Genomic DNA, 26,067 nt, shown 5'->3' with positions numbered 1-26,067 from the left:
GATGTCCGTGTTCAGCAGGCTCTACTCCGGGACCGGCGCGTTCGACGTCGTCGGGCGCCGCAAGGCCTGGTACGTCACCTTCGGGGTGCTCGTCCTGATCTCGGTGCTGTCCATCGCGATCCGCGGGTTCAACCTCGGCATCGACTTCACCGGCGGCTCGCAGATCCAGCTGCCGGCCGCGGGCGTGAACGGCACCATCACCACCGAGCAGGTGGAGCAGGTCTACCGGTCCGCCGTGGGCGAGGACCCCGCGACCGTCCAGTCGGCGGGGGTGGGGGACTCGGCGACGATCATCATCCGGTCGGAGTCGCTCGAGCCCGCCCAGCTCGCGGCCCTCAAGGACGGCCTGAACGCGCAGCTGCAGCCGGTCGGCGGCGAGCAGGTGATCAGCGACAGCGCCGTCTCGGGCACCTGGGGCGGGGAGATCACCCGGCAGGCGCTGATCGCGCTCGGGGTGTTCCTGGTGCTGGTCACGCTGTTCCTGGCGCTCTACTTCGAACGCTCGATGGCGATCGCCGCGCTCGTGGCGCTGGTGCACGACGTCGTCGTCACCGCGGGCATCTACTCGCTCGTCGGGTTCGAGGTCACGCCGTCCACGGTGATCGGCCTGCTCACGATCCTCGGCTTCTCGCTCTACGACACGGTCGTGGTGTTCGACAAGGTCAAGGAGAACACCCGCGGCCTGCTGCAGCTGACCCGCCGGACCTACGGCGAGCAGGCCAACCTCGCGGTGAACCAGACGCTGATGCGCTCCATCAACACCTCGCTGATCGCGGTGCTGCCGGTGATCGGGCTGATGGTGGTGGGCGTCGGGCTGCTCGGCGTCGGCACGCTCGCCGACCTGGCGCTCGTGCAGCTCGTCGGCATCATCGCGGGTGCGTTGTCCTCGCTGTTGCTGGCCACGCCGCTGCTGGTCGACCTCAAGATGCGGGACCCGCGCTTCCGCAAGCAGGCCGAGCGGGTCATGGCCCGCCGGGCGCGGGCGGCCGCGACCCGGTCGGGTGAGGCCCCGGAGTCCGCGGACCTCGACACCACCGACGACGAGGCCGTGGCCCGGGAACTGCGCCGCGAGCGGGCCCTCGCGGCGGCGGCGAGCTCGCCGCGGCGGGCGCAGCCGCAGCCGGGTCGCCCGCAGGGCAAGAGGCGCCGCCGGTGACCGCCGCAGGCGACGACTCCGAGTACGAGCTGGAGCGGGTGCGGGACCTGGTCCGCAGCGTGCCGGACTACCCCGAGCCGGGGGTGCTGTTCCGCGATCTCACGCCGGTCCTCGCGGACGCCGAGGCGTTCGCGACCCTGACCACCGAGCTGGCGGCCCAGGCGGGTGCCGCGGACCTGGTCGCCGGGGTGGAGGCGCGCGGATTCCTCATCGGGGCCGCGGTGGCGCTCGTCGCCGGGACGGGCGTGGTGCCGATCCGCAAGGCCGGGAAGCTGCCGTCGGTCGCCGGGACACGGACCTACGACCTGGAGTACGGCACGGCCACGCTCGAGCTGCCCGCCGGCGTCGTCGAGCCGGGGACGACGGTCTTCGTGGTGGACGACGTGCTGGCCACCGGGGGCACCGCCGCCGCGGCCTGCGGGCTGCTGACGGACGCGGGCGCCGAGGTCACCGGGTTCGCCACCGTGATCGAGCTGGCGGCGCTGCGGGGGCGGGACAAGCTGCCCGGCGTCGAGGTCCACTCCCTGCTCTCCTACTGAAGCGCTCCGCGCCCGTGAGTGGTAAGTGGTGCCCTGGCACCACTTACCACTCACGGGCGCGGAGCGCCTATCGTTGAGGGGGTGACGGACGTCCAGCAGACCAGCCCCGCCGAGCTCGATCCGGCGCTGGAGTCGGCCAGACCGTCCGCCACCCGGCGCGTGCGGGCCCGCATCGCCCGCCGGATGACCCCGCAGCGCGTGGCGATCGTGAAACCGGTCCTCGAGCCGCTGGCCAGTGTGCACCGCACGTTGCACCCCAAGGCCGACCTGGTGCTGCTGCAGCGCGCCTACGACGTGGCCGAGGAGAAGCACGCCCACCAGAAGCGCAAGTCCGGGGATCCGTACATCACGCACCCCCTGGCCGTCGCCACGATCCTCGCCGAGCTGGGCATGGACACGACCACGCTGGTCGCGGCCCTGCTGCACGACACCGTCGAGGACACCGACTACTCCCTCGACCGGCTGCGCGCGGAGTTCGGCGACGAGGTCGCGCACCTGGTGGACGGGGTCACCAAGCTCGACAAGGTGGAGTTCGGCACGGCCGCGGAGGCCGAGACGATCCGCAAGATGGTCGTCGCGATGGCGCGGGACCCGCGGGTCCTGGTGATCAAGCTGTCCGACCGGCTGCACAACATGCGGACCATGCGCTACCTGCCGCCGGAGAAGCAGGCGAAGAAGGCCCGCGAGACCCTCGAGGTCATGGCCCCGCTGGCGCACCGGCTCGGCATGGCCACGGTGAAGTGGGAGCTGGAGGACCTGTCCTTCGCGATCCTGCACCCCAAGAAGTACGACGAGATCGTCCGGCTCGTCGCGACCCGCGCGCCGTCCCGGGACACCTACCTCAAGCAGGTCATCGCCGAGATCTCGCGACAGCTGCAGGCCGCCCGGGTGGACGGCACCGTCGAGGGCAGGCCCAAGCACTACTACTCGATCTACCGCAAGATGATCGTCAAGGGCCGCGAGTTCGACGACATCCACGACCTGGTGGGCGTGCGCGTCCTGGTGGACGAGGTGCGGGACTGCTACGCCGCGATGGGCATGGTCCACGCGCTGTGGCAGCCGATGCCCGGCCGGTTCAAGGACTACATCGCCCAGCCGCGGTTCGGCGTCTACCAGTCCCTGCACACCACGGTGATCGGGCCGGACGGCAAGCCCCTCGAGGTGCAGATCCGCACCCACGAGATGCACCGCACCGCCGAGTACGGCATCGCGGCGCACTGGCGGTACAAGGAGACCCGGGGCCACAACAACGGCTCGTCGGTCGAGATCGACGAGATGTCCTGGATGCGGCAGCTGCTCGACTGGCAGCGCGAGGCCGCGGACCCCGGGGACTTCCTCGAGTCGCTGCGCTACGACCTCGCGGCCAAGGAGCTGTTCGTCTTCACCCCGAAGGGGGACGTGCAGACCCTCCCGGTCGGCTCCACCCCGGTCGACTTCGCCTACGCCGTGCACACCGAGGTCGGGAACCGGTGCATCGGCTCGCGGGTCAACGGCAGGCTGGTCGCGCTGGAGCGCACGCTCGAGTCCGGGGACGTCGTCGAGATCTTCACCTCGAAGGCCGAGGGCGCCGGGCCGTCGCGGGACTGGCTGGGCTTCGTCCAGTCGCCGCGCGCCAAGACCAAGATCAAGCAGTGGTTCGCGAAGGAGCGCCGCGAGGAGGCCATCGAGGAGGGCAAGGAGGCGATCACCCGGGAGGCCCGCCGCACGGGCATGCCGCTGCAGCGCCTCGTGTCCGCGGACGCGATGAACGCGGTCTCCCGGGAGCTGCACTTCACCGAGATCTCCCAGCTCTACGCGGCGATCGGCGAGGGGCAGACCAGCGCCCGGCACGTCGTGCAGCGGCTCACCGCCCTGCTCGGCGGCATGGAGGACGCCGAGGAGGAGCTCGCCGAGCGGGCCACCCCGTCGACGGTGCGGGTCCGCCGCCCGAGCGGGGACGCCGGCGTCGTCCTGCAGGGCGCGGACGGCGCCGAGATGGGAGACGTCTACTGCAAGCTCGCCCGCTGCTGCACCCCCGTCCCCGGGGACGAGATCCTCGGGTTCGTGACGCGCGGGGGAGCGGTCTCCGTGCACCGCACCGACTGCACGAACGCGGCGGACCTCAAGTCCCGCAGCGAACGGCTCGTGGACGTCGCGTGGTCGGTGTCGCCCGCGTCGGTGTTCCTGGTGGCGATCCAGGTCGAGGCGCTGGACCGGCACCGGCTGCTGTCCGACGTCACGAAGGTGCTGGCGGACGAGAAGGTCAACATCCTCTCGGCCTCGGTGACCACGAGCCGCGACCGGGTCGCGGTGAGCCGGTTCTCCTTCGAGATGGGCGACCCCAAGCACCTCGGCCACGTGCTGCACGCCGTCCGCAACGTCGAGGGCGTGTACGACGTCTACCGGGTCACCAGCGCCGGCTGACCCCGTGAGCGGCGATAGTCGCTATAGCGGCTCCGCTGACCCACCCCGCCGCCTCCGGCGGCTGCCGACCCCCGGCCGCCGCTCACGGCTCAGGCGACGGTGGCGGTCTCGATGGTGACCGGGGTGGCGGGGGCGCCGTCCCCGGAGCCGCTGGTCGTGCCGCCCGCGGCGACCGTGTCGAGGGTCTGCAGGCCGGGGGCGTCGATCGTGCCGAACACGGTGTAGTTCGGGTCCAGCTGGGCGTTGCCGTAGATCATGAAGAACTGGCTGCCGTTGGTGTTCGGGCCCGCGTTCGCCATGGCGAGCAGCCCGCGGCCGTAGGTGATCTGCGGGAACGTCTCGTCCGCGAACGAGTAGCCGGGGCCGCCGCTGCCGCTGCCCGACGGGTCGCCGCACTGCAGCACCTGCAGGCCGGGGGCGGTGGTGAGCCGGTGGCAGGTGGTGCCGTCGAAGTAGCCCTGCTGCGCCAGGCTGACGAAGCTGTTGACCGTGCAGGGGGCCAGCGCCCGGTCCAGCGTGAGCCCGATCGGGCCCGCGGACGTGGTGAGGGCGGCGGCCACCGTGCCCTGTGCGCTCACCCCGGTGGTCTGCGCGGGCGGGGTCGCCGGCTTGGCCGCCTGCCCGCCCGCCGGGTACGCGCAGTCGACCGCGGCCGGCAGCGGGGAGGGCCGGGCCGGGACCGGGGCGTTCTCGGTGGGGACGTTCTGGGCGGCGTCCGTCGGTGCCGCGGCGGGCTGCGGGGCGGCGGAGGTGTCGGACTTCCACGGGGCGGTGACCAGCAGCACCACGGCGACGACGACCACGACGACCGCCCCGGCCGAGGAGAGCACCGCGACCCGCTTCTGTCGGCGCGCCCGCTCCTCCCGGTGCTTCTGCTGGTTCGCCAGCTTCCGCTTGGCCGCCTCCCGGCGCATCTGGTTCGTGGCCACCCGAGAATCCTCCGTCACTAGATCGCCCCGGCAGGGTAGCGAGGTCGCCTGTGTGACCCGCGTCTAGGCTGGTCGCCGTGCTCGTGGCCGGTTTCCCCGCAGGGGCGTTCCAGACGAACTGCTACCTCGTCGCGACCGGTGTCGGGGAGGCGTGCGTGATCGTCGACCCGGGCCAGGACGCCGAGGAGCCGCTCTCCGCCGCGCTGGCGGAGCACCGGCTCACCCCGGTCGCCGTGCTGCTGACCCACGGCCACTTCGACCACACCTTCAGCGTGCAGCCGGTGTGCGACGGCGCGGACATCCCCGCCTGGATCCACCCGGAGGACCGCGAGCTGCTCGCGGACCCGATGAAGGGCATCAGCAAGAAGTCCGCGGCCTTCTTCGGCGGCCGGCTGGAGCTGCGCGAGCCGCGCTCGGTCGAGCTGCTGGTAGACGGCGCCGACCTCGAGCTGGCCGGGATGCGGCTGCGGGTCGACCACACGCCGGGCCATACCCGGGGCTCGGTCGTGTTCACCACCGAGACCGAGGACGGGGTCGAGGTGATCCTCGCCGGGGACACCCTCTTCGCGGGCTCCATCGGGCGGACCGACCTCCCCGGCGGCTCGCACGAACAGCTCCTCACGAGCATCCAGGACCGGCTGATGACCAGGCCGGACAGCGGCGTCGTGCTCCCCGGGCACGGCCCCACGACGACGATCGGCCGGGAACGGGCCGCAAACCCGTTCCTCCAGACGAGGCAGGGACTGTGAGCACGTTCTCGGCGCCCAAGGGCATCCCGGAGTACTACCCGTCGGACGGCGGGTCGAGCTCGGCCGGGTTCGTGCACGTGCGGGACACGCTGTCCGCCGCGGCGGAGCGGGCGGGCTACGGGTACATCGAGCTGCCGGTCTTCGAGGACACGGGGCTGTACGCGCGCGGCGTGGGGGAGTCCACGGACGTCGTCAGCAAGGAGATGTACACCTTCGCCGACCGCGGGGAACGGTCGGTGACGCTGCGGCCCGAGGGGACCGCGGGCGTCGTGCGGGCGGTGATCGAGCACCACCTCGACAAGCAGGGGCTGCCGGTCAAGCTGCGCTACGCCGGCCCGTTCTTCCGCTACGAGCGGCCGCAGGCCGGGCGGTACCGGCAGCTGCAGCAGGTGGGCATCGAGGCGATCGGCGCGGACGACCCGGCGCTGGACGCCGAGGCCATCGCGATCGCCGACGAGGGCTTCCGGGCGCTGGGGCTGCGGGGCTACCGGCTGGAGCTGACCTCGCTGGGCGACGCGGCGAGCCGCCCGGCCTACCGCGCCCTCCTGCAGGACTTCCTCGCAGGCCTGGACCTCGACGAGGCCACCCGGGCGCGCGCCGCGCTCAACCCGCTGCGGGTGCTGGACGACAAGCGCCCCGAGGTCCGCAAGCTGATGCTGGACGCGCCGCTGCTGCTCGACCACCTCTCGCCCGAGGCGCAGGCCCACCACGAGGCCGTGCTCGGCCACCTGGACGACCTGGGCGTCGCCTACACGATCAACCCGCGGATGGTGCGCGGGCTGGACTACTACACCAAGACGACGTTCGAGTTCGTGCACGACGGGCTCGGCGCCCAGTCCGGCATCGGCGGCGGCGGGCGCTACGACGGGCTGATGGCCACCCTGGGCGGACCGCAGCTGTCCGGCGTCGGGTTCGGGATCGGGGTCGACCGCACCCTGCTGGCCTGTGCCGCCGAAGGGCTGCAGCCGTGGTCCACGGCCCGGGTCGAGGTGTTCTGCGTGCCGCTGGGCGACGAGGCCCGACGCAGGCTGGTCACCGTCGCCGGCGCGTTGCGGGCCGCCGGGGTCCGGGTGGACGTCGCCTACGGCGGCCGCGGCCTCAAGGGTGCGATGAAGTCCGCGGACCGCTCGGGCGCCCGCTACGCGCTCGTGCTGGGGGAGCGCGACCTGGAGTCCGGGACCGTGGGGGTGAAGGACCTCGCCTCCGGGGACCAGCGGTCGGTGCCGCTCGAGTCCGTGGTGACGGAGCTCGCCTCGCTGCTCGCGTGAGAGGGGTCTCGTCCCCGGTGAGCAGGCGCCGGTGAGCAGGCGCCGGTGAGCAGGGACCGGTGAGCAGGCGCCGATGAGTAGGGACCGATGAGCAGGGACCGATGAGCACGGCGGACCGGAAGCGCTGGGACGCCCGGCACGGGGCCGTGGGGCTCGGCACCCCGATGCCGCCCGACGGGCTGCGGGGCCGGGAGTCGCTGCTGCCCGGGGCGGGGCGGGCCCTGGACGTCGCCTGCGGGCGGGGCGCGGTCGCCGTGTGGGCGGCGCAGCGGGGTCTCGCGGTCGACGCGGTGGACGTGTCGCCCGCGGCCGTGCGGTCGGGGCGGGCGCTCGCGGAGGCGGTGGGGGTGCGCGCGGTCGAGGTCGGTGAGACGGCCGCGCCGGGCGAGGTGCGGTTCGCGGTGGCGGACCTGGACGCCTGGCGGCCGCCCGAGGGCGTCTACGCGCTCGTCGTGTGTCAGCGGTTCCGCGATCCGGCGCTCTACCCGGCCCTGGCCGCGGCCCTCGCACCCGGCGGCCTGCTGGTGGTCACGGTGTTGTCCGAGGTCGACGACGAGCCCGGGCGGTTCCGCGCGCGACCCGGCGAGCTCCGCACGGCGTTCGGGCACCTCGACGTGCTCGCGGACGAGGAGCGGAACGGGGAGGCGACGCTGGTCGCCCGGCGCCCGTGAGGCTCCCGGCGGCGGTCACGGGCGGGTCATGATCCACCGGTGGGGAGGAGGGGGGTCGATTTCCGACCGTCCCGCTCCCGGTTTGTGGATCACCCCTCAGGCCCGCTCCCGGCTCGCGACGACCGCCGCGAAGGCCGTCGTGATCGGCACCGACGCGACCAGACCGATGCTGCCGACCAGGGTGCGGACGACCTCGGTGGCGACGTCCTGCGAGGTCAGCACCGCTCCCGGGCCCTGCCCCGCCACCGTGAACAGCAACAGCAGGGGCAGCGAGGCACCGGCGTAGGCGAGCACCAGGGTGTTGACGGCCGACGAGACGTGGTCGCGCCCGATCCGCATGCCGGCGGCGAACAGCTCTCGCGGGCCGAGCGAGGGGTTGGCGGCCCGCAGCTCCCAGACCGCGCTGGTCTGGGTGACGGTGACGTCGTCGAGCACGCCGAGCGCGCCGATGATCACTCCGGCGAGGACGAGGCCGCGGGCGTCGACGGGCGCGCCGAGCGTGGCGATCAGGCCCGCGGTCGTGTCGTCGAGCCCCGTGAGCCGGGCGAAGGCCGAGAACACCGAGCTCAGCACCGCGATGAGGCCGAGCGAGAGCAGGGTGCCGAGGACGGTCGTCGACGTGCGCGCGGAGAAGCCGTGGGTCAGGTACAGGACCAGGAACATGATCACCGACGCACCGATCACGGCGACCGTGACCGGGCTGGACCCGGCCAGGATCGCGGGCAGCACGAACACGACGAGCACCACGAGGCTCAGCCCGAGCGCGACCAGCGCCGCCAGCCCGCGCCACCGCCCCAGCGCGAGCACCGCCAGCGCGAACGCCGCGCCCAGCCAGATCAGCGCGCTCCCGCGCTGGAAGTCGACCACCTGGTACGAGCCCGGGTCCGCCGCGTCACCGCCCGAGTAGGCGACCTGCACCGCGTCGCCGACGGCGAAGCGGGGGGTCGACGGCTCGATCGGCACGAGCTGCACCAGGTCGCGGCCGGGCAGCGGCCCGCCCTCCATGTGCAGCGTCAGCCCGGCGCAGCCGCCGTCTCCGGAGCCGGGCGAGCAGTCGGCCGCCTGCGCCGCCGTGACCTCGGCGTGGAACACCTCCTGGGGCCGCTGCGTGCTGTGCGGCAGGTCGCCCGTCGGCCAGAGCACGACCAGTCCGACCAGCGTCGCGAGCGCACAGGGGACCAGCAGGGCGGCCAGCAGGACCCGCACCCGACGCCCGGCAGGCGCCGCGGGCCCGTGGCCGTGACCGTGGCCATGACCGTGGCCGGTTCCGGGCGCCGGCTCGGGCTCCGGCTCCGCGACGGGTGCGGGCGGGACGACCGGGATCGGCTCCGTCCGCTCCGCAGCCGAGCCTCCCGCAGCCGAGTCTCGCGCGGCCGAGTCTCGCGCGGCCGAGCTTCCTGCGGCCGAGCCTCGCCGAGCCGGGTCGCCCGACGCCCCGCGCGCGGGTACCCCGTGCTCGGGCCGGAGCGCACGACGGTCGTGACGGGCCATCCCCGCATCCTCGCGACCCCCGCCGCGGTGACGACGCGCGGGTCCGGGCTTGCGCACCATCTCGAACATGTGTTCGACTGGCGCTCGTGCGATGGAGCGGGCAGGAACCCCAGCAGGCGCTCCCGGGACTGGTCCGGACGGTCCGGGCCCCGGAGTTCGCCGGCGTCGTCTTCCACGAGGTGGAGGCGAGGTCGGCGCTCAACCGGGTGCCCGGTTCGTCGCCGATGCCGTTCTCGTGGACGGTGAACCCGTACCGGGGCTGCTCGCACGCCTGCGTCTACTGCTTCGCCCGCACCACCCACACCTACCTCGACCTCGACGCGGGCCGGGACTTCGACTCCCAGATCGTGGTGAAGGTGAACGTCGGCGGGGTGCTGCGCCGCGAGCTCGCCCGGCCGCGGTGGGCGCGTGAGCCGGTCGCGATGGGCACCAACACCGACCCCTACCAGCGTGCCGAGGGCCGCTACCGGCTGATGCCCGGGATCGTCGAGGCGTTGGCCCGCTCCGGCACGCCGCTGTCCGTCCTGACCAAGGGCACCGTGCTCGCCCGTGACCTGCCGCTGCTCGCCGCCGCCGCGCGGGACGTGCCGGTCGGGCTCGGGGTGTCGCTCGCGCTGCTCGACCGGGACCTGCAGGGCAGGCTGGAGCCGGGCACGCCGAGCCCGCGCGCCCGGCTCGACCTCGTGCGCCGGATCGCCGACGCGGGCCTGGACTGCGGCGTGATGATCGCGCCGGTGCTGCCGTACCTGACCGACTCCCGCGAGGCGCTCGACGCGGTGCTGGCGCAGGTGAAGGAGGCGGGCGCGTCCGGGGTGAGCGTCCTGCCGCTGCACCTGCGGCCGGGCACCCGCGAGTGGTTCCTGGCCTGGCTGGCCCGGGAGTACCCGCCCCTGGCCCCGCGCTACGAACGGCTCTACCGCCGCGGCGCCTACGCCGACCCGCAGTACCGCAAGGCCCTCGCCGCCCGGGTCCGCCCGCTGCTGCGCGCGCACGGCCTGGACCGCGGGGAGGGCGTGCGCCGCAGCGCCCAGGACGACGGGGTCTCCGCCGGCCGGGTGTCGGCCCAGGCGGGTTTCCCGGCGTCGGACGTGGCGCGGCAGGCCCCGCCCGCGGAGCACCTGGCGGCCCCGGTGGTGGAGCAGTTGACCCTGCTCTGAAATGCGGTCGCACCGGCGGATAGCCTTGCCGACCGTGATGCGAACCCACCCCGTCGGCACGCTGCGTGCCGAGCACGCCGGCCAGACCGTGACCCTCGCCGGATGGGTGGCCCGTCGCCGCGACCACGGCGGCGTGATCTTCGTCGACCTGCGGGACGCGTCCGGCTCCGCCCAGATCGTGTTCCGCGAGGGCGAGATGGCTGAGCGGGCGCACCGGCTGCGCTCCGAGTTCTGCCTGCAGGTGACCGGCGAGGTCGTGCCGCGCCCGGCGGGCAACGAGAACCCCGACCTGCCCACCGGGGCGATCGAGGTGACCGTCACCGAGTTCACCGTGCTCTCGGAGTCCGCGCCGCTGCCCTTCCAGATCGACGAGCAGACGGTCGGCGAGGAGGTCCGGCTCAAGTACCGCTACCTGGACCTGCGCCGCGCCGAGCCCGCCGCCGCGATCCGGCTGCGCAGCAAGGTCAACCAGGCCGCGCGCAGCGTGCTGGAGAAGCACGACTTCGTCGAGATCGAGACGCCGACGCTCACCCGCTCCACCCCCGAGGGCGCCCGGGACTTCCTGGTCCCCGCCCGCCTCAAGCCCGGCTCCTGGTACGCGCTGCCGCAGTCCCCGCAGCTGTTCAAGCAGCTGCTGATGGTCGGCGGGATGGAGCGCTACTACCAGATCGCGCGCTGCTACCGGGACGAGGACTTCCGCGCCGACCGGCAGCCGGAGTTCACCCAGCTCGACATCGAGATGAGCTTCGTCTCCCAGGACGACGTGATCGCCCTGGCCGAGGAGGTCCTCGCGAGCCTGTGGCGGCTCGTCGGACACGAGATCACCGGGCCCATCCGGCGCATCTCCTACGCCGAGGCCATGTCCCGCTACGGCAGCGACAAGCCGGACCTGCGCTTCGACCTCGAGCTGACCGAGCTCACCGAGTACTTCGCCGAGACCGGGTTCCGGGTGTTCCAGAACCCGTACGTCGGCGCCGTCGTCATGCCGGGCGGGGCGGCCCAGCCCCGCAAGCAGCTGGACGCCTGGCAGGAGTGGGCCAAGCAGCGCGGCGCCCGCGGCCTGGCCTACGTGCTGGTCGACGAGGACGGCACCGCGTCCGAAAAGGGCCCGGTGGTCAAGAACCTTTCCGAGGAGGAGCGCGCCGGGCTGCCCGCGGCGGTCGGGGCCAACCCGGGCGACTGCATCTTCTTCGCCGCCGGCCGGCCGAACGAGGCCCGCGCCCTGCTGGGTGCGGCCCGCCAGGAGATCGCCCGGCGCACCGGCCAGATCGACGAGAGCGCCTGGTCCTTCGTCTGGGTCGTCGACTTCCCGATGTTCGAGAGCACGGCCGACACCACGGACGTCGCGGTGGGCAAGGGCGCCTGGACGGCCCTGCACCACGCCTTCACCTCGCCGACGCCCGAGTGGATCGACAAGCTGGAGTCCGACCCGGGCCACGCGCTGGCCTACGCCTACGACATCGTCTGCAACGGCAACGAGATCGGCGGCGGGTCGATCCGTATCCACCGGGCCGACCTGCAGAAGCGGGTCTTCGAGATCATGGGCCTGTCGGACGAGGAGGCGCAGGAGAAGTTCGGCTTCCTGCTCGACGCGTTCGCCTACGGCCCGCCCCCGCACGGCGGGATCGCGTTCGGCTGGGACCGGATCACCGCGCTGCTGGCCGGGCAGGACTCGATCCGCGAGGTCATCGCGTTCCCGAAGACCGGCGGCGGCTTCGACCCGCTCACCGCCGCCCCGGCGCCGATCACGCCGGAGCAGCGCAAGGAGGCAGGGGTCGACGCCCAGCCCCCGACGCCGTAATGCTGCACCTGCGGGTCGTCAGCCCCGCGCAGACGACACCGCAGGTCCTCCGGCTGCTGGAGGCCGAGGCCGGGGTCGCGCACCTGGTCCTGCACCGCGGCGCGGCCGTGCGGCCCGCGGGGGACGTCGTCGAGGCGGACGTGGCCCGCGAGTGCGCCGACGCGCTGCTCAGCGACCTGCGCACCCTCGACCTGGACCACCACGGCGCCCTCACCCTCGAGTCGCTGGACACCGTGCTGTCGGACTCGGCGGACCGGGCCGAGGAGGCGGCGCCCGGCGAGGGCTCCGACGCGGTGCTGTGGGACGAGCTGATCGCGCGCACGGGGGAGGAGTCGCGGCTGTCGTTCTCCTTCCAGGCCTTCCTGACCATCGCGTGCCTGCTGGCTGCGATCGGGGCGATCACCGACTCGTCGGTGCTGGTCGTGGGGGCGATGGTCCTGGGACCGGAGTTCGGCCCGCTGGCCGCCGTGGCCGCCGGGCTGGTGCTGCGCAGGCGCGACCTCGTCCGCCGCGGCGGCACCGCGCTCGCGGTGGGCTTCCCGCTGGGGATGGCCATCACCGCGGCGGCCACGGTGCTCTTCGACGCCACCGGCCTGCTGGTCAGCGCCGATCTCGACGGCCTCGACGACGTCGCCTTCATCTACCAGGTCGGCCCGTTCTCGCTGATCGTCGCGCTGCTCGCGGGGGTGGCCGGGACCCTGGCGCTGACCTCGGCGAAGTCCGGGAGCCTCGTCGGGGTGTTCATCTCGGTCACGACGGTCCCGGCGGCGGCGTTCGCCTCCGTCGCGGCCGTGGAGGGCCGGTGGTCCGAGGCCGGGCTGTCGGCCTTGCAGCTGCTGGTCAACCTCGTGGGGATCGTGGTCGCGGCGGCCGGGACGCTGCTCGTCGCCCGGTGGACGAGCGCCCGCCGCGACCGCGGCCGGGAGCTCTCGGCGGGCTGAGGGCGCGCCGGTGCCCGTGCGCCACCCGGCGCGGCAGGCCACAGGGGGTAGGGTCGACCCGATGTCACGTGACCTGGCCGACTTCCCCAGGCCCGTGCTCACCGCCCTCGCCGCCGCCGAGCGCTTGTTGACCCGCCGCGCCGGCGCGAGCGTGGTGCTCGCCGACCCCGAGGACCTCGGCGGCAGCGAACGGTCGGTGGTGGCGCGCGCCCGGGTGGCGCGCAACCCGTTCTCGCTGCCGCGCACCCTCGTGGTGAAGCACTACCTCGGCGATCCCGGGCCCGACCGGCCCGACCCGTTCCACTTCGAGGTCGCGAGCTGCCAGCTGTTCACCGCCCTGCCGGTCGACTCCCGGCCCAGCCCGGTGCTCATCGCCCACGATCCCCAGGCCCGGCTGCTGGTGCTGGAGGACCTCGGCCGCAGCTCCACGCTCGCGGACACCCTGTTCGGCACCGACCCGGTCGCCGCCCAGCGCTGCCTGCTGAGCTGGGCCCGCGCGCTGGGGCGCATGCAGGCCGCCACCGCGGGCCGGGAGAACGACTTCGGCGCGCTGTTGCGCAGGCTGGGGGAGCGGGCCCGCCGCGACCCGATCGCGGACGAGGCCCGGGCGGCGTTCGCCGGGGTGCCCGAGCTGCTGCGGCAGGCGCTCGGGGTCACCGTGTCCGCGGCGGCCGAGGCGGAGGCCCGCGAGACCGCCCGGCTGCTGGGCGGGACCCGGTTCCGGGCCTTCAGCCCGTCGGACACCTGTCCGGACAACAACCTGGTGACCAGCCGCGGCGTCCGCTTCGTGGACTTCGAGTGGGGCTGCTTCCGGGACGTCGCGCTGGACGCGGCCTACTTCCGGGTCCCGTTCCCCGGCTGCGAGTCCAGCTTCGCCCTGCCGGACGGGATGGCCGACGCCATGCTCGAGGCCTGGCGCAACGAGATCGCGACGGTGTGGCCCGACCTGGACGACCCGGCCCTGCTCGGCGCCCGCCTGCTCGACGCCCAGGTGCTGTGGGTCTGGCTGTGCACGTGGTGGCTGCTGCCCCGGATCACCGGGCCGGACGCCACCGACACCGCGTTGGGTCCCGATCCCGGCCGCTCCCCGCGGACCAGCGTGGCGCTCGCCGAGTACTGGCGCCGCCTCGAGCAGGACGCCCGCGGAGCCGGGCGCACGGCGACGGCCGAGCTGGCGCAGGCGATCGCCGCCGCGCTGGGGGCCCGGTTCGACCCCGAGGGCGGGCACACCCTGGCGGTGTACCCGGCGTTCCGCGAGTTCGCCTGACCGTCCGCCGACCGTCACCACGCGCACATCGGACGGGTCGGGCGAGGATCGATCATGCCCTCGTGACCGTGCAGACCCTCGCACCTGCCCGTTCCGGCACCCTCGCCCCCCGCCCCATCCGGACCCTGGCCGCGCTGGGCGACTCCACGGTCGTCGGGGTGGGGGATCCGCTGCCCGGCGGCGGCTGGCGGGGCTTCCCCACGCTGCTGCGGGACGCCGTCGGGGCCGACCTGCTCAACACCGGCCGCACCGGCGCCCGCATGGCCGACGTGCGGAACCTCCAGCTGCCCGCCGCCGTCGCCGCCCGTCCGGAGGCGGCGGTGGTCTGCGCGGGGATGAACGACACCCTGCGCTCGGACTTCGACCCGGCGGGCATCCAGCGCGATCTCGCGGCGGTCCTGCGGGCGCTGCACGGGGTCGGCAGCCATCCCGTGGTGCTGCGCTACCACGACCACACACAGGTCTTCCGGCTGCCGCACCGGCTGCGGGCCGCGCTGCGCGCGCGGGTCGCGGCCTTGAACACGGCGATCGACGGGGCCGTGCAGGGGACGGGGGAGCCGGGGGCGACCGGGGTGCTCGACCTGCACCGACTCCCGGGCGGCTACGAGCGGACGGCGTGGAGCGTGGACCGGCTGCACCCCTCGGAGCAGGGGCACCGGCTGCTGGCCCGGGGCACCGCCGAGCTCTACCGGGCGGCCGGGTTCGCGGTGCCCGGTGAGGTGAGGCTGGAGTGCGCGGGCGGGCGCGAGGTCACGGCGCTGCACCGCGGGGCGTGGATCGTCGTCAAGGGCACGCCGTGGCTGGTGCGCCGCGGCCGGGACCTCGGCCCGGTGATCCTGCGCGGCCTCCTCGACGGAGACCGCGCCCGCTAAGCGGACTTCTGCAGCGGGGCGGGCGCCAGGGGCAGTCCCGTCTCGATCTCGAAGAGGGAGGCGCGGGTGCAGGGTCCGCACACCCAGCTGATCCCGGCGACGGTGTGGTGGCTGCTCCACGCGAGCCCGCGGACGTCACGGGCGGTGCGTGGACCGTGACAGACGGCGCAGCGGCTGGGCGGGTTCTCGTCCATGCCTGCCGAGGATGGCCGAGTCGCATTGCCGTTCTGTGAACGCCACACCCCTCGATGTTGCTTTCCGGGGAAGACTGTGAGCCTGTTACAGCGAACGCAGGAACCGGCCCATCCGGACGAGGGCCTCCTCCAGCAGCGGCAGCGCCGTGGCGTAGGAGCAGCGGACGTGCCCCTCGCCGCTGGGCCCGAACACGTTCCCGGGCACCACGGCCACCGACTCCGCCTTGAGCAGCCGCTCGGCGAAGGTCTCCGAGTCCAGGCCCGACGACCGGATGGACGGGAAGGCGTAGAACGCGCCGCCCGGCTCCGGGCAGTCCAACCCGATCTCGCGCAGGCCCTTCACGAACACCCGGCGGCGCCGGTCGTAGTCCGCGACCATCTCCTCGACGTCCCCGTCCGCCTCCTTCAGCGCCTCCACCGCGGCCAGCTGGGAGACGTGCGGGGCGCAGAGCATCGTGTACTGGTGCACCCGGACGCACAGCTCGGCGATGGCCTGCGGCGCGCAGATCCAGCCGACCCGCCAGCCGGTCATCGCCTGGGCCTTGGAGAACCCGCCCAGCACGACGGTCCGCTCCCGCGCCCCGGGCACGGCGCCGAGGCTGGTGTGCACGCCGTCGTAGGTGAGGCGGTCGTAGATCTCGTCGGAGAGCAGGTAGAGGTCGTGCTGCTGCGCCACCCGGACCAGGCCCTCCAGCGCGCTGCGCGGCTGCACCGCGCCCGTCGGGTTGGCGGGGGAGCCGATCAGGATCGCCTTGGTCCGCGGGGTCACTGCCGCCGCGACCACCGCCGGGTCCACGGCGAACCCGTCCTCCGCGCGCGTCGGCACCCGGACGGGGGTGCCGCCCGCGAACGCCACGCACGGCTCGTAGGCCACGTAGCAGGGCTCCGGGACGATCACCTCGTCCCCGGGGTTGAGGACCACCCGCAGCGCGAGGTCGAGCCCCTCCGACACCCCGGTGGTGATGAGGCACTCGGAGTCCCAGGCGTAGCTCGCCGAGTACCGCTTCTGCAGGTCGGCGCAGATCAGCTGCCGCAGCTCGGGCAGCCCGGCGTTCGAGGTGTAGGTCGTGTAGCCGTGCTCCAGGGCGTAGATGCCCGCCTCGCGGATCCGCCAGGGCGTGACGAAGTCCGGCTCGCCGACGCCCAGGGAGATGACGTCCTCCAGCTCCGCGGCGATGTCGAAGAACCGCCGGATGCCCGACGGCGGGGTGGCCCGGATCGTGTCGTTGAGCGGCTTCACGGGGTCACCGGCAGCCGGTGGTCCGGCTCGGGGTCGGAGAACGAGTCCCCGTCCCGCTTGTGGGTCTTGAGCACGAAGTGCGTGGCGGTGGCCTGCACGCGGTCGATCGTGGACAGCTTGCGGCTGACGAAGTCGCTGACCGCCCGGATGTTCGGCCCGACGACCGTGCACCGCAGGTCGTGCCCGCCGGAGACGAGGTAGCAGCTCAGGACCTCGTCGAAGCGGGCGATCCGCTCGGCCACGTCGTCGAACCCCACGCCGCGGGCGGGGGTCACCGCCACGTCGATGAACGCGGTCACCTCACCGGAGTCGCCGTCGACCTTCTCCCAGTCGACGACGGCCTTGTACCGGCGGATGACGCCCGCCCTCTCCCACTCCTCGACCTGGGCCGTGACCTCGGCGACGGACCGACCGGTCATCGTCGCCAGGGTGTCGTGACCCAGCGTCGAATCCTTCTCCAGAAGCTCGAGGATCTCGCGCACGTCGGCGACCCTACGACAGGCTGCGCGCGAGCCGCCGGACCGCCTCCCGCAGCTCGTCCGGCGGGTAGGTGGCGAAACAGACCCGGGCGCTGTGGGCGAAACCCGCGTCGACCGAGAACGCGGAGCCGGGCACGAAGCCGACGCCGTTCTCGACGGCCCGGGGGAGCAGCGCGGTCGTGTCGGGCGCGTCGGGGCCGTCGAAGTCCAGCCAGACGAACATCCCGCCGGTGGGGGTGGAGCGGCGGACCCCGCCCAGCTCGGCGTCGATCGCCGCGGTGAGGGCGGCGGCCCGCTCCCGGTTGGCGGCGCGGAGCCCGTCGAGGTGGGCGGCGAACCACGGCTCGTCGGCCAGCAGCTCGGCCGTGATCGCCTGGGTCAGGGAGGAGCCGCAGAGGTCGGTGGACTGCTTGAGCCGCTCGACGGCCGCGGTCAGCGGCGCGGGCCCGGTGAGCCAGCCGACCCGCAGGGCCGGCGCGAGGACCTTGCTGGCGCTGCCCAGGCGCACGACCCGGTCGCCGTGGGCGGCGACGGGGGTCGGCGGCGCGCCGTCGAAGGCCAGCAGCCCGTAGGGGTCGTCCTCGAGGACGAGGAAGCCGTAGCGCTCCGCGAGCCCGGCCAGCGCGCGGCGGCGCTCCTGGCTCAGGGTGACCCCGCGCGGGTTGTGGAAGCTGGCGACCGTGTGGACCAGCCGCGGCCGCAGCCCGCCCGCCAGCCGCTCGGCGAGCAGGTCGACGCGCAGGCCGTCGTCGTCGACGGGGACGGCGTGGACCGCCGCCCCGGCGGCCTGCAGGACCTGCAGGGCGCCGACGTAGACGGGGTCCTCGACGACGACCGGGTCGCCGGGGTCGAGCAGCGCGCGGGCCACCAGGTCGAGGGCCTGCTGCGACCCGCTGGTGACGACGACGTCCCCGCCTCCGACCGGCCGCCCGATCCGGGCGGTCTCGTGGGCGGCGACGACCTCGCGCAGCACCGCGATCCCGGTCGTCTCGCAGTACTGGGCGGCGGCCGGGTCGGCGAGCGCCCGCGCGGCGGCCTCGGCGATCCGTGCGCGCGGCAGGGCGTCGGCGGCGGGCAGCCCACCGGCCAGGCTGAGCACGTCGGGGCGAGCGGTGAGGGTGAGCAGGTCCCGGATGGCCGAGCCGCGGACGGCCGACAGACGGGTGGACAGCGTGAGCGACATGAGCGTTCCCGAGGCAGACGGTGGGGAGCCGGACTCCGGGGTCGGAGCGTGGTGGCCGGGTCCCGCGGGGGTCGTCCGCGGCGTGGGGGTGCCGAACCGGGTGGGGTTCCGCTCCATGGTGCAACAGTCGTCCTGCGATCCGGAACCGAGTTTCCATCATCTGGGACGGCGTCGAGGTTGCGAACCGATCACGACAGCATTCGGGTGATGGCCCCACCTGCACGGACCCTCTAGGTTGCCGGGCATGAGCTACCCGCCCGGTGACGACGGCGACCAGGCCCGTCCGCAGCAGCCCGGCCCGAACGACCCCGGCTACCCGCAGCAGGGCGGTCACCCCCAGCAGGGCGGTTACCCCCAGCAGGGCGGTTATCCGCAGCAGGGCGGCTATCCCCAGCAGGGCGGTTATCCGCAGCAGGGCGGCTATCCCCAGCAGGGTGGGTACCCCCAGCAGGGCGGCTACCCGCCGCCCGCGGGCTACCAGGGCGGCTATCCGCAGCAGGGCGGCTATCCGCAGGGTGGGTACCCGCCGCCCGCATACCCGGGGCCCGGGGGCGCTCCCGCGCTGCCGGACCCGCTGGTGGCGGCGGACTTCGGCGACTGGTGGACCAAGGTCATCGCGGTGCTCGGCCGCAGCTGGCAGCCCCTGCTGATCATCCAGCTGGCGACCGCGCTGCCGGCCCTGATCATCGGCGCGCTGGTGGCGTGGGCGATCGCCGCCGCGGCGGCGGGCAGCGGCGGCGGTGCCGCGCTCGCGTTCGTCGGCGTCGGGCTGTCCCTCATCATCGTGGTCGCGGCGTCGTTGCTCGCCCAGGGCGCGTCGGTCTACGTCGTCACCCGGCAGGCCGCCGAACAGCCGGTGAGCGCCGGTGAGGCGCTGTCCTTCGCCGCCAGCCGCGCGCTGCCGCTGCTCGGCTGGGGCATCGTCGCCGGGATCCTGGTCGTGATCGGCCTCATCCTGCTGGTCATCCCCGGCATCTACCTGGGCGTGGTGTTCGCCGCCTCGCTGACCGGTGTGATCATGTACGAGCGGGCGGGCATCGGTCGCACGTTCGAGCTGGTCAACCCGCAGTTCTGGCCCACGCTGGGCAGACTGATCACGTTCGCGATCGCCGCCTGGGTGTACTCGCTGGTCATCGGCCTGATCATCGGCAGCTTCACCGAGCAGGGCTCGGCGGTGCAGGGGATCCTCACCAACATCTTGACCCTGCCGGTCTCCCTCGCCTCCGCCGGCGTCGCCGTCGTGACCTACGCGAGCCTGCGCAACAAGGAGAACCCCCAGGTCGGCACCCCGACCCTGGTTCAGGAGATCCAGCGCTAGTTCCCCGTGCGAGGAGGTCGGTGCCGAGTTCGGTGCCGAGCTTTTCGTACGGGGTACTGGGGATGGCACCCTGGTCGTCGTGACGGACGGCCTGTTCGACCTCGGCGAGCCCGCCGCCCCCACCCCCGACCCGGAGGTGCGGGCGGCGGGCTCGCCGCTCGCCGCGCGCATGCGGCCCCGCACGCTCGACGAGGTGGTCGGCCAACAGCAGTTGCTCAAGCCCGGCGCGCCCCTGCGGCGGTTGCTGGAGGGCGGGTCGGCGGCGTCGGTGCTGCTCTACGGCCCGCCCGGGACCGGCAAGACCACGCTCGCCCGGCTGATGGCCCGGGCCGGGGGCGACCGGCAACGCCGCTTCGTTGCCCTCTCGGCGCTGTCCGCAGGCGTCAAGGAGCTCCGCGCGGTGATCGAGGACGCGCGGCGCCGCCGGGACTACGACGGCGGCTCCACCGTCCTGTTCATCGACGAGGTGCACCGCTTCTCCAAGACCCAGCAGGACGCGCTGCTCGGCGCCGTCGAGGACCGGGTCGTGCTGCTCGTGGCGGCGACCACGGAGAACCCGTCGTTCTCGGTGGTGTCCCCGCTGCTGTCCCGGTCGCTGGTGCTGCAGCTGCAGTCGCTCACCGAGGACGAGGTGCGGGAGGTGCTGCGCCGCGCGGTCGCGGACGAGCGGGGGCTGAACGGGGCCGTCACGCTGTCGCCGGACGGCGAGGCGGCGCTGGTCCGGCTGGCGGCGGGAGACGCCCGTCGGTCGCTCACCGCGCTGGAGGCGGCCGCGGACGGCGTGCTCGCCGACGGGACCGGGATCGTGGACCTGGCGGCGGTGGAGCGGGCGGTCACGGAGGTCGCCGTGCGCTACGACCGCGCGGGCGACCAGCACTACGACGTCATCAGCGCCTTCATCAAGTCCATCCGCGGCTCGGACCCCGACGCGGCGCTGCACTACCTCGCCCGCATGATCGTCGCGGGGGAGGACGCCCGGTTCATCGCGCGGCGACTGATGGTGCACGCCAGCGAGGACATCGGGCTGGCCGACCCGACGGCGCTGCAGGCCGCCACGGCGGCGGCGCAGGTCGTGCAGCTCGTCGGGATGCCGGAGGCCCGGATCGCGCTGGCCCAGGCCACGATCCACCTCGCCACGGCGCCGAAGTCCAACGCGGTGATCACGGCGATCGACGCGGCGATGGCGGACGTGCGCAAGGGCGCCGTCGGCTCGGTGCCCGCCCACCTCCGGGACGGGCACTACGCGGGCGCGGAGAAGCTGGGGAACGCGGTGGGCTACCGCTACCCGCACACCGATCCCGGCGGCGTCGTCGGGCAGCAGTACCCGCCGGACGACCTGGTCGGCACGGACTATTACGCGCCCACCACCCACGGCGCGGAACGGGTGCTCCACGATCGGCTGCCCAAGCTGCGGCGCGTGGTGCGCGACCAGAACCCGTGAGCGGAGATGGTCGCCGGGGCGACCATCGCCGCTCACAGGGTGGGGTGTGGGGGGCGCTCCCGCTCGGACCCGTGATGGGGAGCGGGAGCGCGCGCCCGTCGCCGGGGAGCGGCTGGGGTCGGCGGTCGCCGAGGGGTTACGTGGTGCGCAGGGTGAGGCCGAGCGCGCTCAGCGCCTGGCCGATCGGGGTGAAGTAGGCGGTGCACTGCCCGCCGCCGCCGGAGTGGACGCCCTGGGCCTGGCCGTCGGGGGTGAGGTAGGGGCCGCCGGAGTCGCCCTGGGCGCTGCAGACCGTGGCGACGACCATGTTCGTCTGCCGCTGGCCGTCGAAGTTGACGGTGCGCCCGCGCGCGGTGATCTTCCCGCAGGACTTGCCGCTGGTGCTGCCGTAGAGGCAGACGTCCGACCCGACCGGGGCCTCGGTCGTCCCGCGGACCGGGACGCCCGCGACGTCCGGGAGGGCCTGCATCGCGCTGGTCACCGGGATCCCGCCGACGTCCACGGCGCCGGGCGCGGTGGTCGCGCCCGTGCCGATGAGCTCGCCGTCCGCGTCCTCCCAGCGGTCCGCCTCCCGGGTGCAGTGCCCGGCCGTGATGATCCAGTCCTGGGCGCCGCGGCCCGCGGTGAAGCCCAGCGTGCAGCGGGTCCGGTCGCCGACGATCCGTTGCCCGCCCTCGAGGGCCTGGTGCCGGGGCGGCGCGGCGTCGGTGTGCACGCGCACCAGCGCGGGGTCGATGCCCGCCAGCAGGGCATCGAGCCCGGGGCCCGCCGGTCCGGTCAGCCGGATGTCGACCGCGTCCCCGTCGATGCCGTAGTCGGCGATCTCCGGCGGCATGGTGGCGGCGGTGCGGGCGTCGAGCAGTGCCATGACGGCCGCGGGGGCGGCGAGCGGGGCGGCGGCCTTCGGGGTGTCCGGCGCGGCCGCCGCGACACCCGCGCTCGCCAGCACGCCGACGGCGGCCAGCACGAGCAGACCGCGCAGGACCGACCGCACCCCGGGAAGCTGCTGTTCGACCACCGCCACGCCCCACCAACGACGGCGGGGTTGCCGCGGCAGCGGGGCGCCACCCGGCCGGGCGTCACCCGTTCAGAGTAGTTACACGGACGGTGTTCAAAGACCGTCGCGCTGCACCGGACAGCTCATGCAGCGGGGGCCGCCCCGGCCCCGTCCGAGCTCGCCGCCGGGGATCTCGAGCACCTCGACGCCCTCGCGGCGCAGGTAGGTGTTGGTGGTGACGTTCCGTTCGTAGGTCACGACCACGCCGGGGGAGACGGCCAGGACGTTGCACCCGTCGTCCCACTGCTCGCGTTCGGCGGCGTGCACGTCCTGCTCGGTGGTGAGCACCCGGATGTCCGGCAGCCCCAGCGCGGCGGCGATGGCCCGGTGCATGTCCTCGGGCGCGTGGTCGGTCACCACCATCTCCTTGCCGGGATCGTCCAGGTCGCCGGGCGCCACGGTGTAGCCGGGCAGCATCCCCAGCCCCGCGTACTTCACGAACGTCTCCGGGTCGACCATGGTCAGCACGGTGTCGAGGTGCATCAGCGCCCGCGTCTCGGGCATCCGCAGGGCCACGATCCGGGTCACCTCCCCACCCGCGAACAGCGACCGGGCCAGCCGCTCGACGCCCGCGGGCCGGGTCCGCTCGCTCATCCCGACCAGCACCGCGCCCCCGCCGAGCACGAGCACGTCCCCGCCCTCCACGGTGGCGGGGCCGCCCGCGGCGCCGTCGGACCACAGCGCGAACGACTCGCGCGCGAACAGCGGGTGCCAGCGGTAGATCGCCTCGTAGTGCACGGTCTCGCGCATCCGGGCCTGCTTGCGCATGGAGTTGATCGCGACGCCGCCGTGGATCCAGGCGGTGGTGTCCCGTGTGTAGAGGTGGTTGGGCAGCGGCTCGAGGACGAACTCGTCGGGCCCGAGCACGTGGAAGGCGACCGAGCGCGGCTCGGGGATGCGGTCGAGCACCTCCCGCTTGGTGATGCCGCCGATCATGTGTTCGGTCAGGGTCTCGGTGTCCATGGCGTCGAACAGGTTCCGCAGCGCGTCGACGGCGAGCGGGCCGTAGATGCGGTCGTCGAAGATCCGGTCGAGGGCGTAGGCCTTCGCCTCGGGCAGGGCGAGGGTCTCGCGCAGCAGCCGGTCGAACAGGTGCACGGTCACCCCGCGCTCGCGCAGGACCGCGGCGAACCGGTCGTGCTCCTCCTGCGCGCGGCGCACCCACAGGACGTCGTCGAACAGCAGCTGGTCCTTGTTCGAGGGGGTGAGCCGCTTGAGCTCGAGGCCCGGCCGGTGCAGCAGGACCTGACGCAGCGTGCCGACCTCGGAGTCCACCCGGTACATGGGGGTCATCGTGGTCGATGATGGGCGCGTGCGCTGGGACGACCTCGATGAACGTCTTGTGACGATGCTGCTGGCGGACAGCCGCCGCAGCTTCGCCGACCTGGGCGCGCAGGTCGGGCTGTCGGCGTCGGCGGTCAAGCGGCGGGTCGACCGGCTGCGGGCCGACGGGGTGATCACGGCGTTCACGCTGCGGCTGGACCCGGCGGCGCTGGGGTGGACGGTCGAGGGGTACGTCGAGCTCCACTGCCGACCGTCGACGTCCCCCGCCGCCATCCGGCGGGCAGTCGAGGGGCTGGCCGAGGTGGTCGATGCCAGCACGGTCTCCGGGGACGCCGACGCCCTCGTCCGGATCGTGGCCCGGGACATGCGGCACTTCGAGGAGGTCCTCGAACAGATCGGCGCCGAGCGGTTCGTGGAGCGGACCAAGTCGGTACTGGTGCTGTCCCCGTTGATCCGCCGGCCGCCGCCGCACTGATCGTGCGTCGAAGCGCCTGTACACGCAACGATCGTGCGTGAACGGGCAACATCCGTCCGTTGTGTGCGCGCACCGCCCTTCTTTACCGTTGCAGCCATCCCCACCTGGGAGGCGCGCGTGACCAGTGTCCTGACCCGCCCCGAGCTGCACCGCGACCGGCTGCCCACCCGCAGGCACTACGTGATGTGCCCGCCCGCCCACTTCGCCGTCGAGTACGCGATCAACCCCTGGATGGATCCCGCCGTCCCCGTCGACCGGGACCTCGCCCAGCGCCAGTGGGACGCCCTGCGCCGCACCTACCTCGAGCTCGGGCACGAGGTGACCGTCGTCGAGGCGGTGCCCGGGCTGCCGGACATGGTGTTCGCGGCCAACGCGGCGACCAGCGTCGCGGGGCGGGTCTACGGCGCCCGGTTCCGCTACCCGGAGCGGGTGCCGGAGGCGGCGGCCTTCCGGGCCCACCTGCCGGGCGTGTACGTCGAGCCCCGGTTCGTGAACGAGGGCGAGGGCGACCTGCTCGTGGCGGGGGACGTGCTGCTCGCGGGCACCGGCTTCCGCACCGACCCGCGCGCCCACCGCGAGGCGGCCCGGGTGCTGCGGCGACCCACCCTGTCGCTGGAGCTCGTCGACCCGCGCTTCTACCACCTCGACACCGCCCTCGCGGTGCTCTCCGCGCAGGAGGTGGCCTACCTGCCGTCGGCCTTCTCGGCCCGGTCCCGGGGGATCCTCGCGGGCCGCTACCCGGAGGCGGTGCTCGCCACCGAGCCGGACGCCGCCGTCCTCGGCCTCAACGCGGTGTCCGACGGCAGACACGTCGTCCTGCCCGCCGCCGCGACCGGACTGGCGGCGGACCTGCGGGAGCGCGGCTTCGAGCCGATCGGGGTGGACCTGTCCGAGCTGCTCAAGGGCGGTGGCGGACCCAAGTGCTGCACACTGGAGGTACGACCGTGACGCTCCCCCTGGTGCGGCCCTGCGCCACCGTCGACCACGAGCGGCTGGTCGCGGACCACTCCGCGCACAACTACGCCCCGCTCCCGGTGGTGATCACCCGCGGCGAGGGCGCCTGGGTGACCGACGTCGAGGGCCGCCGCTACCTGGACCTGCTCGCCGGGTACTCGGCGCTCAACTTCGGGCACTCGAACCCTCGGCTGCTGGCCGCCGCGCACGCCCAGCTCGACCTGGTCACGCTGACCAGCCGGGCCTTCGGCCACGACCAGCTCGGCCCGTTCTGCGCCGAGCTCGCCGCGCTCGTCGGCAAGGACATGGTGCTGCCGATGAACACCGGCGCCGAGGCCGTCGAGTCCGGGATCAAGGTCGCCCGCCGGTGGGGCTACGAGGTCAAGGGCGTGGCGCCGGACCGGGCGCGGATCGTGGTGGCCGCGGGCAACTTCCACGGCCGCACCACCACCGTCGTCTCCTTCTCCACCGACCCCGAGGCCCGCGGCGGGTTCGGCCCCTTCACCCCCGGCTTCGACGTGGTGCCCTACGGCGACCTCGCGGCGCTCGAGGCGGCACTCGGCCCGGACACGGTGGCGGTGCTGCTCGAGCCGGTCCAGGGCGAGGCGGGCGTGGTCGTGCCGCCGCCCGGCTACCTCGCGGGGGTCCGGGCGCTGTGCACCGACGTGCTGTTCATCGCGGACGAGGTGCAGTCCGGGCTGGGCCGCACCGGCCACGTCCTCGCGTGCGAGGCGGACGGCGTGGTGCCGGACGTCGTGCTCCTCGGTAAGGCCCTCGGCGGCGGCGTCGTGCCGGTGTCGGCGGTGGTGGCGGACCGGGACGTCCTCGGCGTGCTGCGCCCCGGCCAGCACGGCTCGACCTTCGGCGGCAACCCGCTGGCCTGCGCGGTCGGCCGGGAGGTGGTGCGGCTGGTGCCCGAGGTCCTGCCGCGGACCCGGCGGCTGGGCGAGGTGCTGCACGCGCGGCTGCGGGCGATGCCCGGGCTCACGGCCGTCCGCGGCCGCGGGCTGTGGGCCGGGGTGGACGTGCACCCCGAGATCGGGACCGGCCGCGAGGTGAGCGAGCGACTGGCGCGGGCGGGCGTGCTGACCAAGGACACCCACGGCCCCACCCTGCGCCTGGCCCCGCCGCTGGTGATCGAGGAGCCCGACCTGCACACCGCCCTCGACACCCTGGAGCGGGTCCTGAACCACTGACG

General features: G+C 74.0%; 24 protein-coding genes. 16 read left to right on the top strand and 8 right to left on the bottom strand.

Annotated features, from left to right (window positions below; translation table 11 throughout):
- Position 1: 1 nt before the first annotated feature.
- The 3 genes from secF (at position 2) to L3X23_RS10625 (ending at position 4,098) form a co-directional block, all read left to right on the top strand.
- Positions 2 to 1,156, top strand: coding sequence for a protein translocase subunit SecF (gene secF / locus L3X23_RS10635; RefSeq protein ID WP_237192054.1), 1,155 nt, complete (start codon positions 2 to 4; stop codon positions 1,154 to 1,156).
- On the top strand, positions 1,153 to 1,695 hold the full coding sequence (locus L3X23_RS10630; RefSeq protein ID WP_237192053.1) for an adenine phosphoribosyltransferase: 543 nt from the start codon (positions 1,153 to 1,155) through the stop codon (positions 1,693 to 1,695). Before secF ends, L3X23_RS10630 begins: the two co-directional genes overlap by 4 nt.
- Positions 1,696 to 1,776: 81 nt before the next feature.
- A complete protein-coding gene (locus tag L3X23_RS10625) occupies positions 1,777 to 4,098 on the top strand; it encodes a bifunctional (p)ppGpp synthetase/guanosine-3',5'-bis(diphosphate) 3'-pyrophosphohydrolase (protein ID WP_237192052.1) in 2,322 nt (773 codons plus the stop codon).
- Positions 4,099 to 4,187: 89 nt separating this feature from the next.
- Here the strand turns inward: L3X23_RS10625 and L3X23_RS10620 are convergent, their stop codons facing one another.
- Positions 4,188 to 5,027, bottom strand: coding sequence for a peptidylprolyl isomerase (locus L3X23_RS10620; RefSeq protein ID WP_237192051.1), 840 nt, complete (start codon positions 5,025 to 5,027; stop codon positions 4,188 to 4,190).
- Between the two features lie 77 nt (positions 5,028 to 5,104).
- On the opposite strand from L3X23_RS10620, the gene L3X23_RS10615 reads away from it, so the two are divergent.
- The 3 genes from L3X23_RS10615 (at position 5,105) to L3X23_RS10605 (ending at position 7,715) form a co-directional block, all read left to right on the top strand.
- Entirely contained in the window at positions 5,105 to 5,776 is a 672-nt protein-coding gene (locus tag L3X23_RS10615) for an MBL fold metallo-hydrolase (protein WP_237192050.1), read from the top strand.
- The gene (hisS, locus tag L3X23_RS10610) at positions 5,773 to 7,044 is read left to right on the top strand and encodes a histidine--tRNA ligase (protein ID WP_237192049.1); all 1,272 of its coding nucleotides are present in this window, start codon (positions 5,773 to 5,775) and stop codon (positions 7,042 to 7,044) included. Before L3X23_RS10615 ends, hisS begins: the two co-directional genes overlap by 4 nt.
- Positions 7,045 to 7,145: 101 nt before the next feature.
- Positions 7,146 to 7,715, top strand: coding sequence for a bifunctional 2-polyprenyl-6-hydroxyphenol methylase/3-demethylubiquinol 3-O-methyltransferase UbiG (locus tag L3X23_RS10605; protein WP_237192048.1), 570 nt, complete (start codon positions 7,146 to 7,148; stop codon positions 7,713 to 7,715).
- Positions 7,716 to 7,811: 96 nt separating this feature from the next.
- On the opposite strand, the gene L3X23_RS10600 is transcribed toward L3X23_RS10605, so the two are convergent.
- Entirely contained in the window at positions 7,812 to 8,921 is a 1,110-nt protein-coding gene (locus tag L3X23_RS10600) for a YibE/F family protein (RefSeq protein ID WP_308116891.1), read from the bottom strand.
- Positions 8,922 to 9,292: 371 nt separating this feature from the next.
- Between L3X23_RS10600 and L3X23_RS10595 the strand changes: the two genes are divergently transcribed.
- The 5 genes from L3X23_RS10595 to L3X23_RS10575 all read left to right on the top strand — a co-directional run bounded on the left by L3X23_RS10595 (position 9,293) and on the right by L3X23_RS10575 (position 15,244).
- On the top strand, positions 9,293 to 10,363 hold the full coding sequence (locus tag L3X23_RS10595; protein ID WP_237192047.1) for an Rv2578c family radical SAM protein: 1,071 nt from the start codon (positions 9,293 to 9,295) through the stop codon (positions 10,361 to 10,363).
- Between the two features lie 34 nt (positions 10,364 to 10,397).
- Positions 10,398 to 12,164, top strand: coding sequence for an aspartate--tRNA ligase (aspS, locus tag L3X23_RS10590; protein ID WP_237192046.1), 1,767 nt, complete (start codon positions 10,398 to 10,400; stop codon positions 12,162 to 12,164).
- Positions 12,164 to 13,105, top strand: a complete 942-nt coding sequence (locus tag L3X23_RS10585; RefSeq protein ID WP_237192045.1) for a DUF389 domain-containing protein — start codon at positions 12,164 to 12,166, stop codon at positions 13,103 to 13,105. The genes aspS and L3X23_RS10585 overlap by 1 nt, the downstream gene beginning before the upstream one ends.
- Positions 13,106 to 13,166: 61 nt before the next feature.
- Positions 13,167 to 14,372 carry a hypothetical protein gene (locus tag L3X23_RS10580; protein WP_237192044.1) on the top strand — a complete coding sequence of 402 codons (1,206 nt, stop codon included), beginning with the start codon at positions 13,167 to 13,169 and terminating at the stop codon, positions 14,370 to 14,372.
- A 62-nt stretch (positions 14,373 to 14,434) separates the two neighbouring features.
- Positions 14,435 to 15,244, top strand: a complete 810-nt coding sequence (locus tag L3X23_RS10575) for a GDSL-type esterase/lipase family protein (protein ID WP_237192043.1) — start codon at positions 14,435 to 14,437, stop codon at positions 15,242 to 15,244.
- On the opposite strand, the gene L3X23_RS10570 is transcribed toward L3X23_RS10575, so the two are convergent.
- From L3X23_RS10570 to L3X23_RS10555, 4 genes are all read right to left on the bottom strand, one after another.
- The gene (locus L3X23_RS10570) at positions 15,241 to 15,438 is read right to left on the bottom strand and encodes a hypothetical protein (RefSeq protein ID WP_237192042.1); all 198 of its coding nucleotides are present in this window, start codon (positions 15,436 to 15,438) and stop codon (positions 15,241 to 15,243) included. The genes L3X23_RS10575 and L3X23_RS10570 overlap by 4 nt on opposite strands.
- Before the next feature lie 85 nt (positions 15,439 to 15,523).
- Positions 15,524 to 16,678 (bottom strand): aminotransferase class I/II-fold pyridoxal phosphate-dependent enzyme, encoded by a 1,155-nt coding sequence (locus L3X23_RS10565; protein WP_237192041.1) that lies wholly within the window; start codon positions 16,676 to 16,678, stop codon positions 15,524 to 15,526.
- Complete coding sequence (locus L3X23_RS10560; RefSeq protein ID WP_218129726.1) at positions 16,675 to 17,160, bottom strand: Lrp/AsnC family transcriptional regulator; 486 nt, start codon at positions 17,158 to 17,160, stop codon at positions 16,675 to 16,677. The genes L3X23_RS10565 and L3X23_RS10560 overlap by 4 nt, the downstream gene beginning before the upstream one ends.
- Positions 17,161 to 17,170: 10 nt before the next feature.
- A complete protein-coding gene (locus tag L3X23_RS10555) occupies positions 17,171 to 18,340 on the bottom strand; it encodes a PLP-dependent aminotransferase family protein (protein ID WP_237192040.1) in 1,170 nt (389 codons plus the stop codon).
- Positions 18,341 to 18,584: 244 nt separating this feature from the next.
- Here L3X23_RS10555 and L3X23_RS10550 point away from each other — a divergent pair, with 244 nt between their 5' ends.
- Positions 18,585 to 19,658, top strand: a complete 1,074-nt coding sequence (locus tag L3X23_RS10550; protein WP_237192039.1) for a hypothetical protein — start codon at positions 18,585 to 18,587, stop codon at positions 19,656 to 19,658.
- A 79-nt stretch (positions 19,659 to 19,737) separates the two neighbouring features.
- Positions 19,738 to 21,099 carry a replication-associated recombination protein A gene (locus tag L3X23_RS10545; RefSeq protein WP_374204831.1) on the top strand — a complete coding sequence of 454 codons (1,362 nt, stop codon included), beginning with the start codon at positions 19,738 to 19,740 and terminating at the stop codon, positions 21,097 to 21,099.
- A 136-nt stretch (positions 21,100 to 21,235) separates the two neighbouring features.
- Here the strand turns inward: L3X23_RS10545 and L3X23_RS10540 are convergent, their stop codons facing one another.
- Positions 21,236 to 22,123 carry a S1 family peptidase gene (locus L3X23_RS10540; RefSeq protein ID WP_237192038.1) on the bottom strand — a complete coding sequence of 296 codons (888 nt, stop codon included), beginning with the start codon at positions 22,121 to 22,123 and terminating at the stop codon, positions 21,236 to 21,238.
- A gap of 87 nt (positions 22,124 to 22,210) precedes the next feature.
- Positions 22,211 to 23,449 carry an arginine deiminase gene (locus tag L3X23_RS10535; RefSeq protein ID WP_237192037.1) on the bottom strand — a complete coding sequence of 413 codons (1,239 nt, stop codon included), beginning with the start codon at positions 23,447 to 23,449 and terminating at the stop codon, positions 22,211 to 22,213.
- A 19-nt stretch (positions 23,450 to 23,468) separates the two neighbouring features.
- Here L3X23_RS10535 and L3X23_RS10530 point away from each other — a divergent pair, with 19 nt between their 5' ends.
- The 3 genes from L3X23_RS10530 (at position 23,469) to rocD (ending at position 26,065) form a co-directional block, all read left to right on the top strand.
- Complete coding sequence (locus L3X23_RS10530; protein ID WP_237192036.1) at positions 23,469 to 23,915, top strand: Lrp/AsnC family transcriptional regulator; 447 nt, start codon at positions 23,469 to 23,471, stop codon at positions 23,913 to 23,915.
- A 183-nt stretch (positions 23,916 to 24,098) separates the two neighbouring features.
- Positions 24,099 to 24,863 (top strand): dimethylargininase, encoded by a 765-nt coding sequence (gene ddaH, locus L3X23_RS10525; RefSeq protein WP_237197993.1) that lies wholly within the window; start codon positions 24,099 to 24,101, stop codon positions 24,861 to 24,863.
- A gap of 8 nt (positions 24,864 to 24,871) precedes the next feature.
- A complete protein-coding gene (rocD, locus tag L3X23_RS10520) occupies positions 24,872 to 26,065 on the top strand; it encodes an ornithine--oxo-acid transaminase (RefSeq protein WP_237197992.1) in 1,194 nt (397 codons plus the stop codon).
- The last annotated feature ends 2 nt before the right edge of the window (positions 26,066 to 26,067 follow it).

This window comes from Pseudonocardia sp. WMMC193, assembly GCF_021728735.1.
In the GTDB taxonomy this organism is placed as follows: Bacteria; Actinomycetota; Actinomycetes; order Mycobacteriales; family Pseudonocardiaceae; genus Pseudonocardia; species Pseudonocardia oroxyli.
The sequence above is the reverse complement of the archived record's forward strand: the minus strand, read 5'-3'. Positions and strand labels throughout refer to the sequence as shown.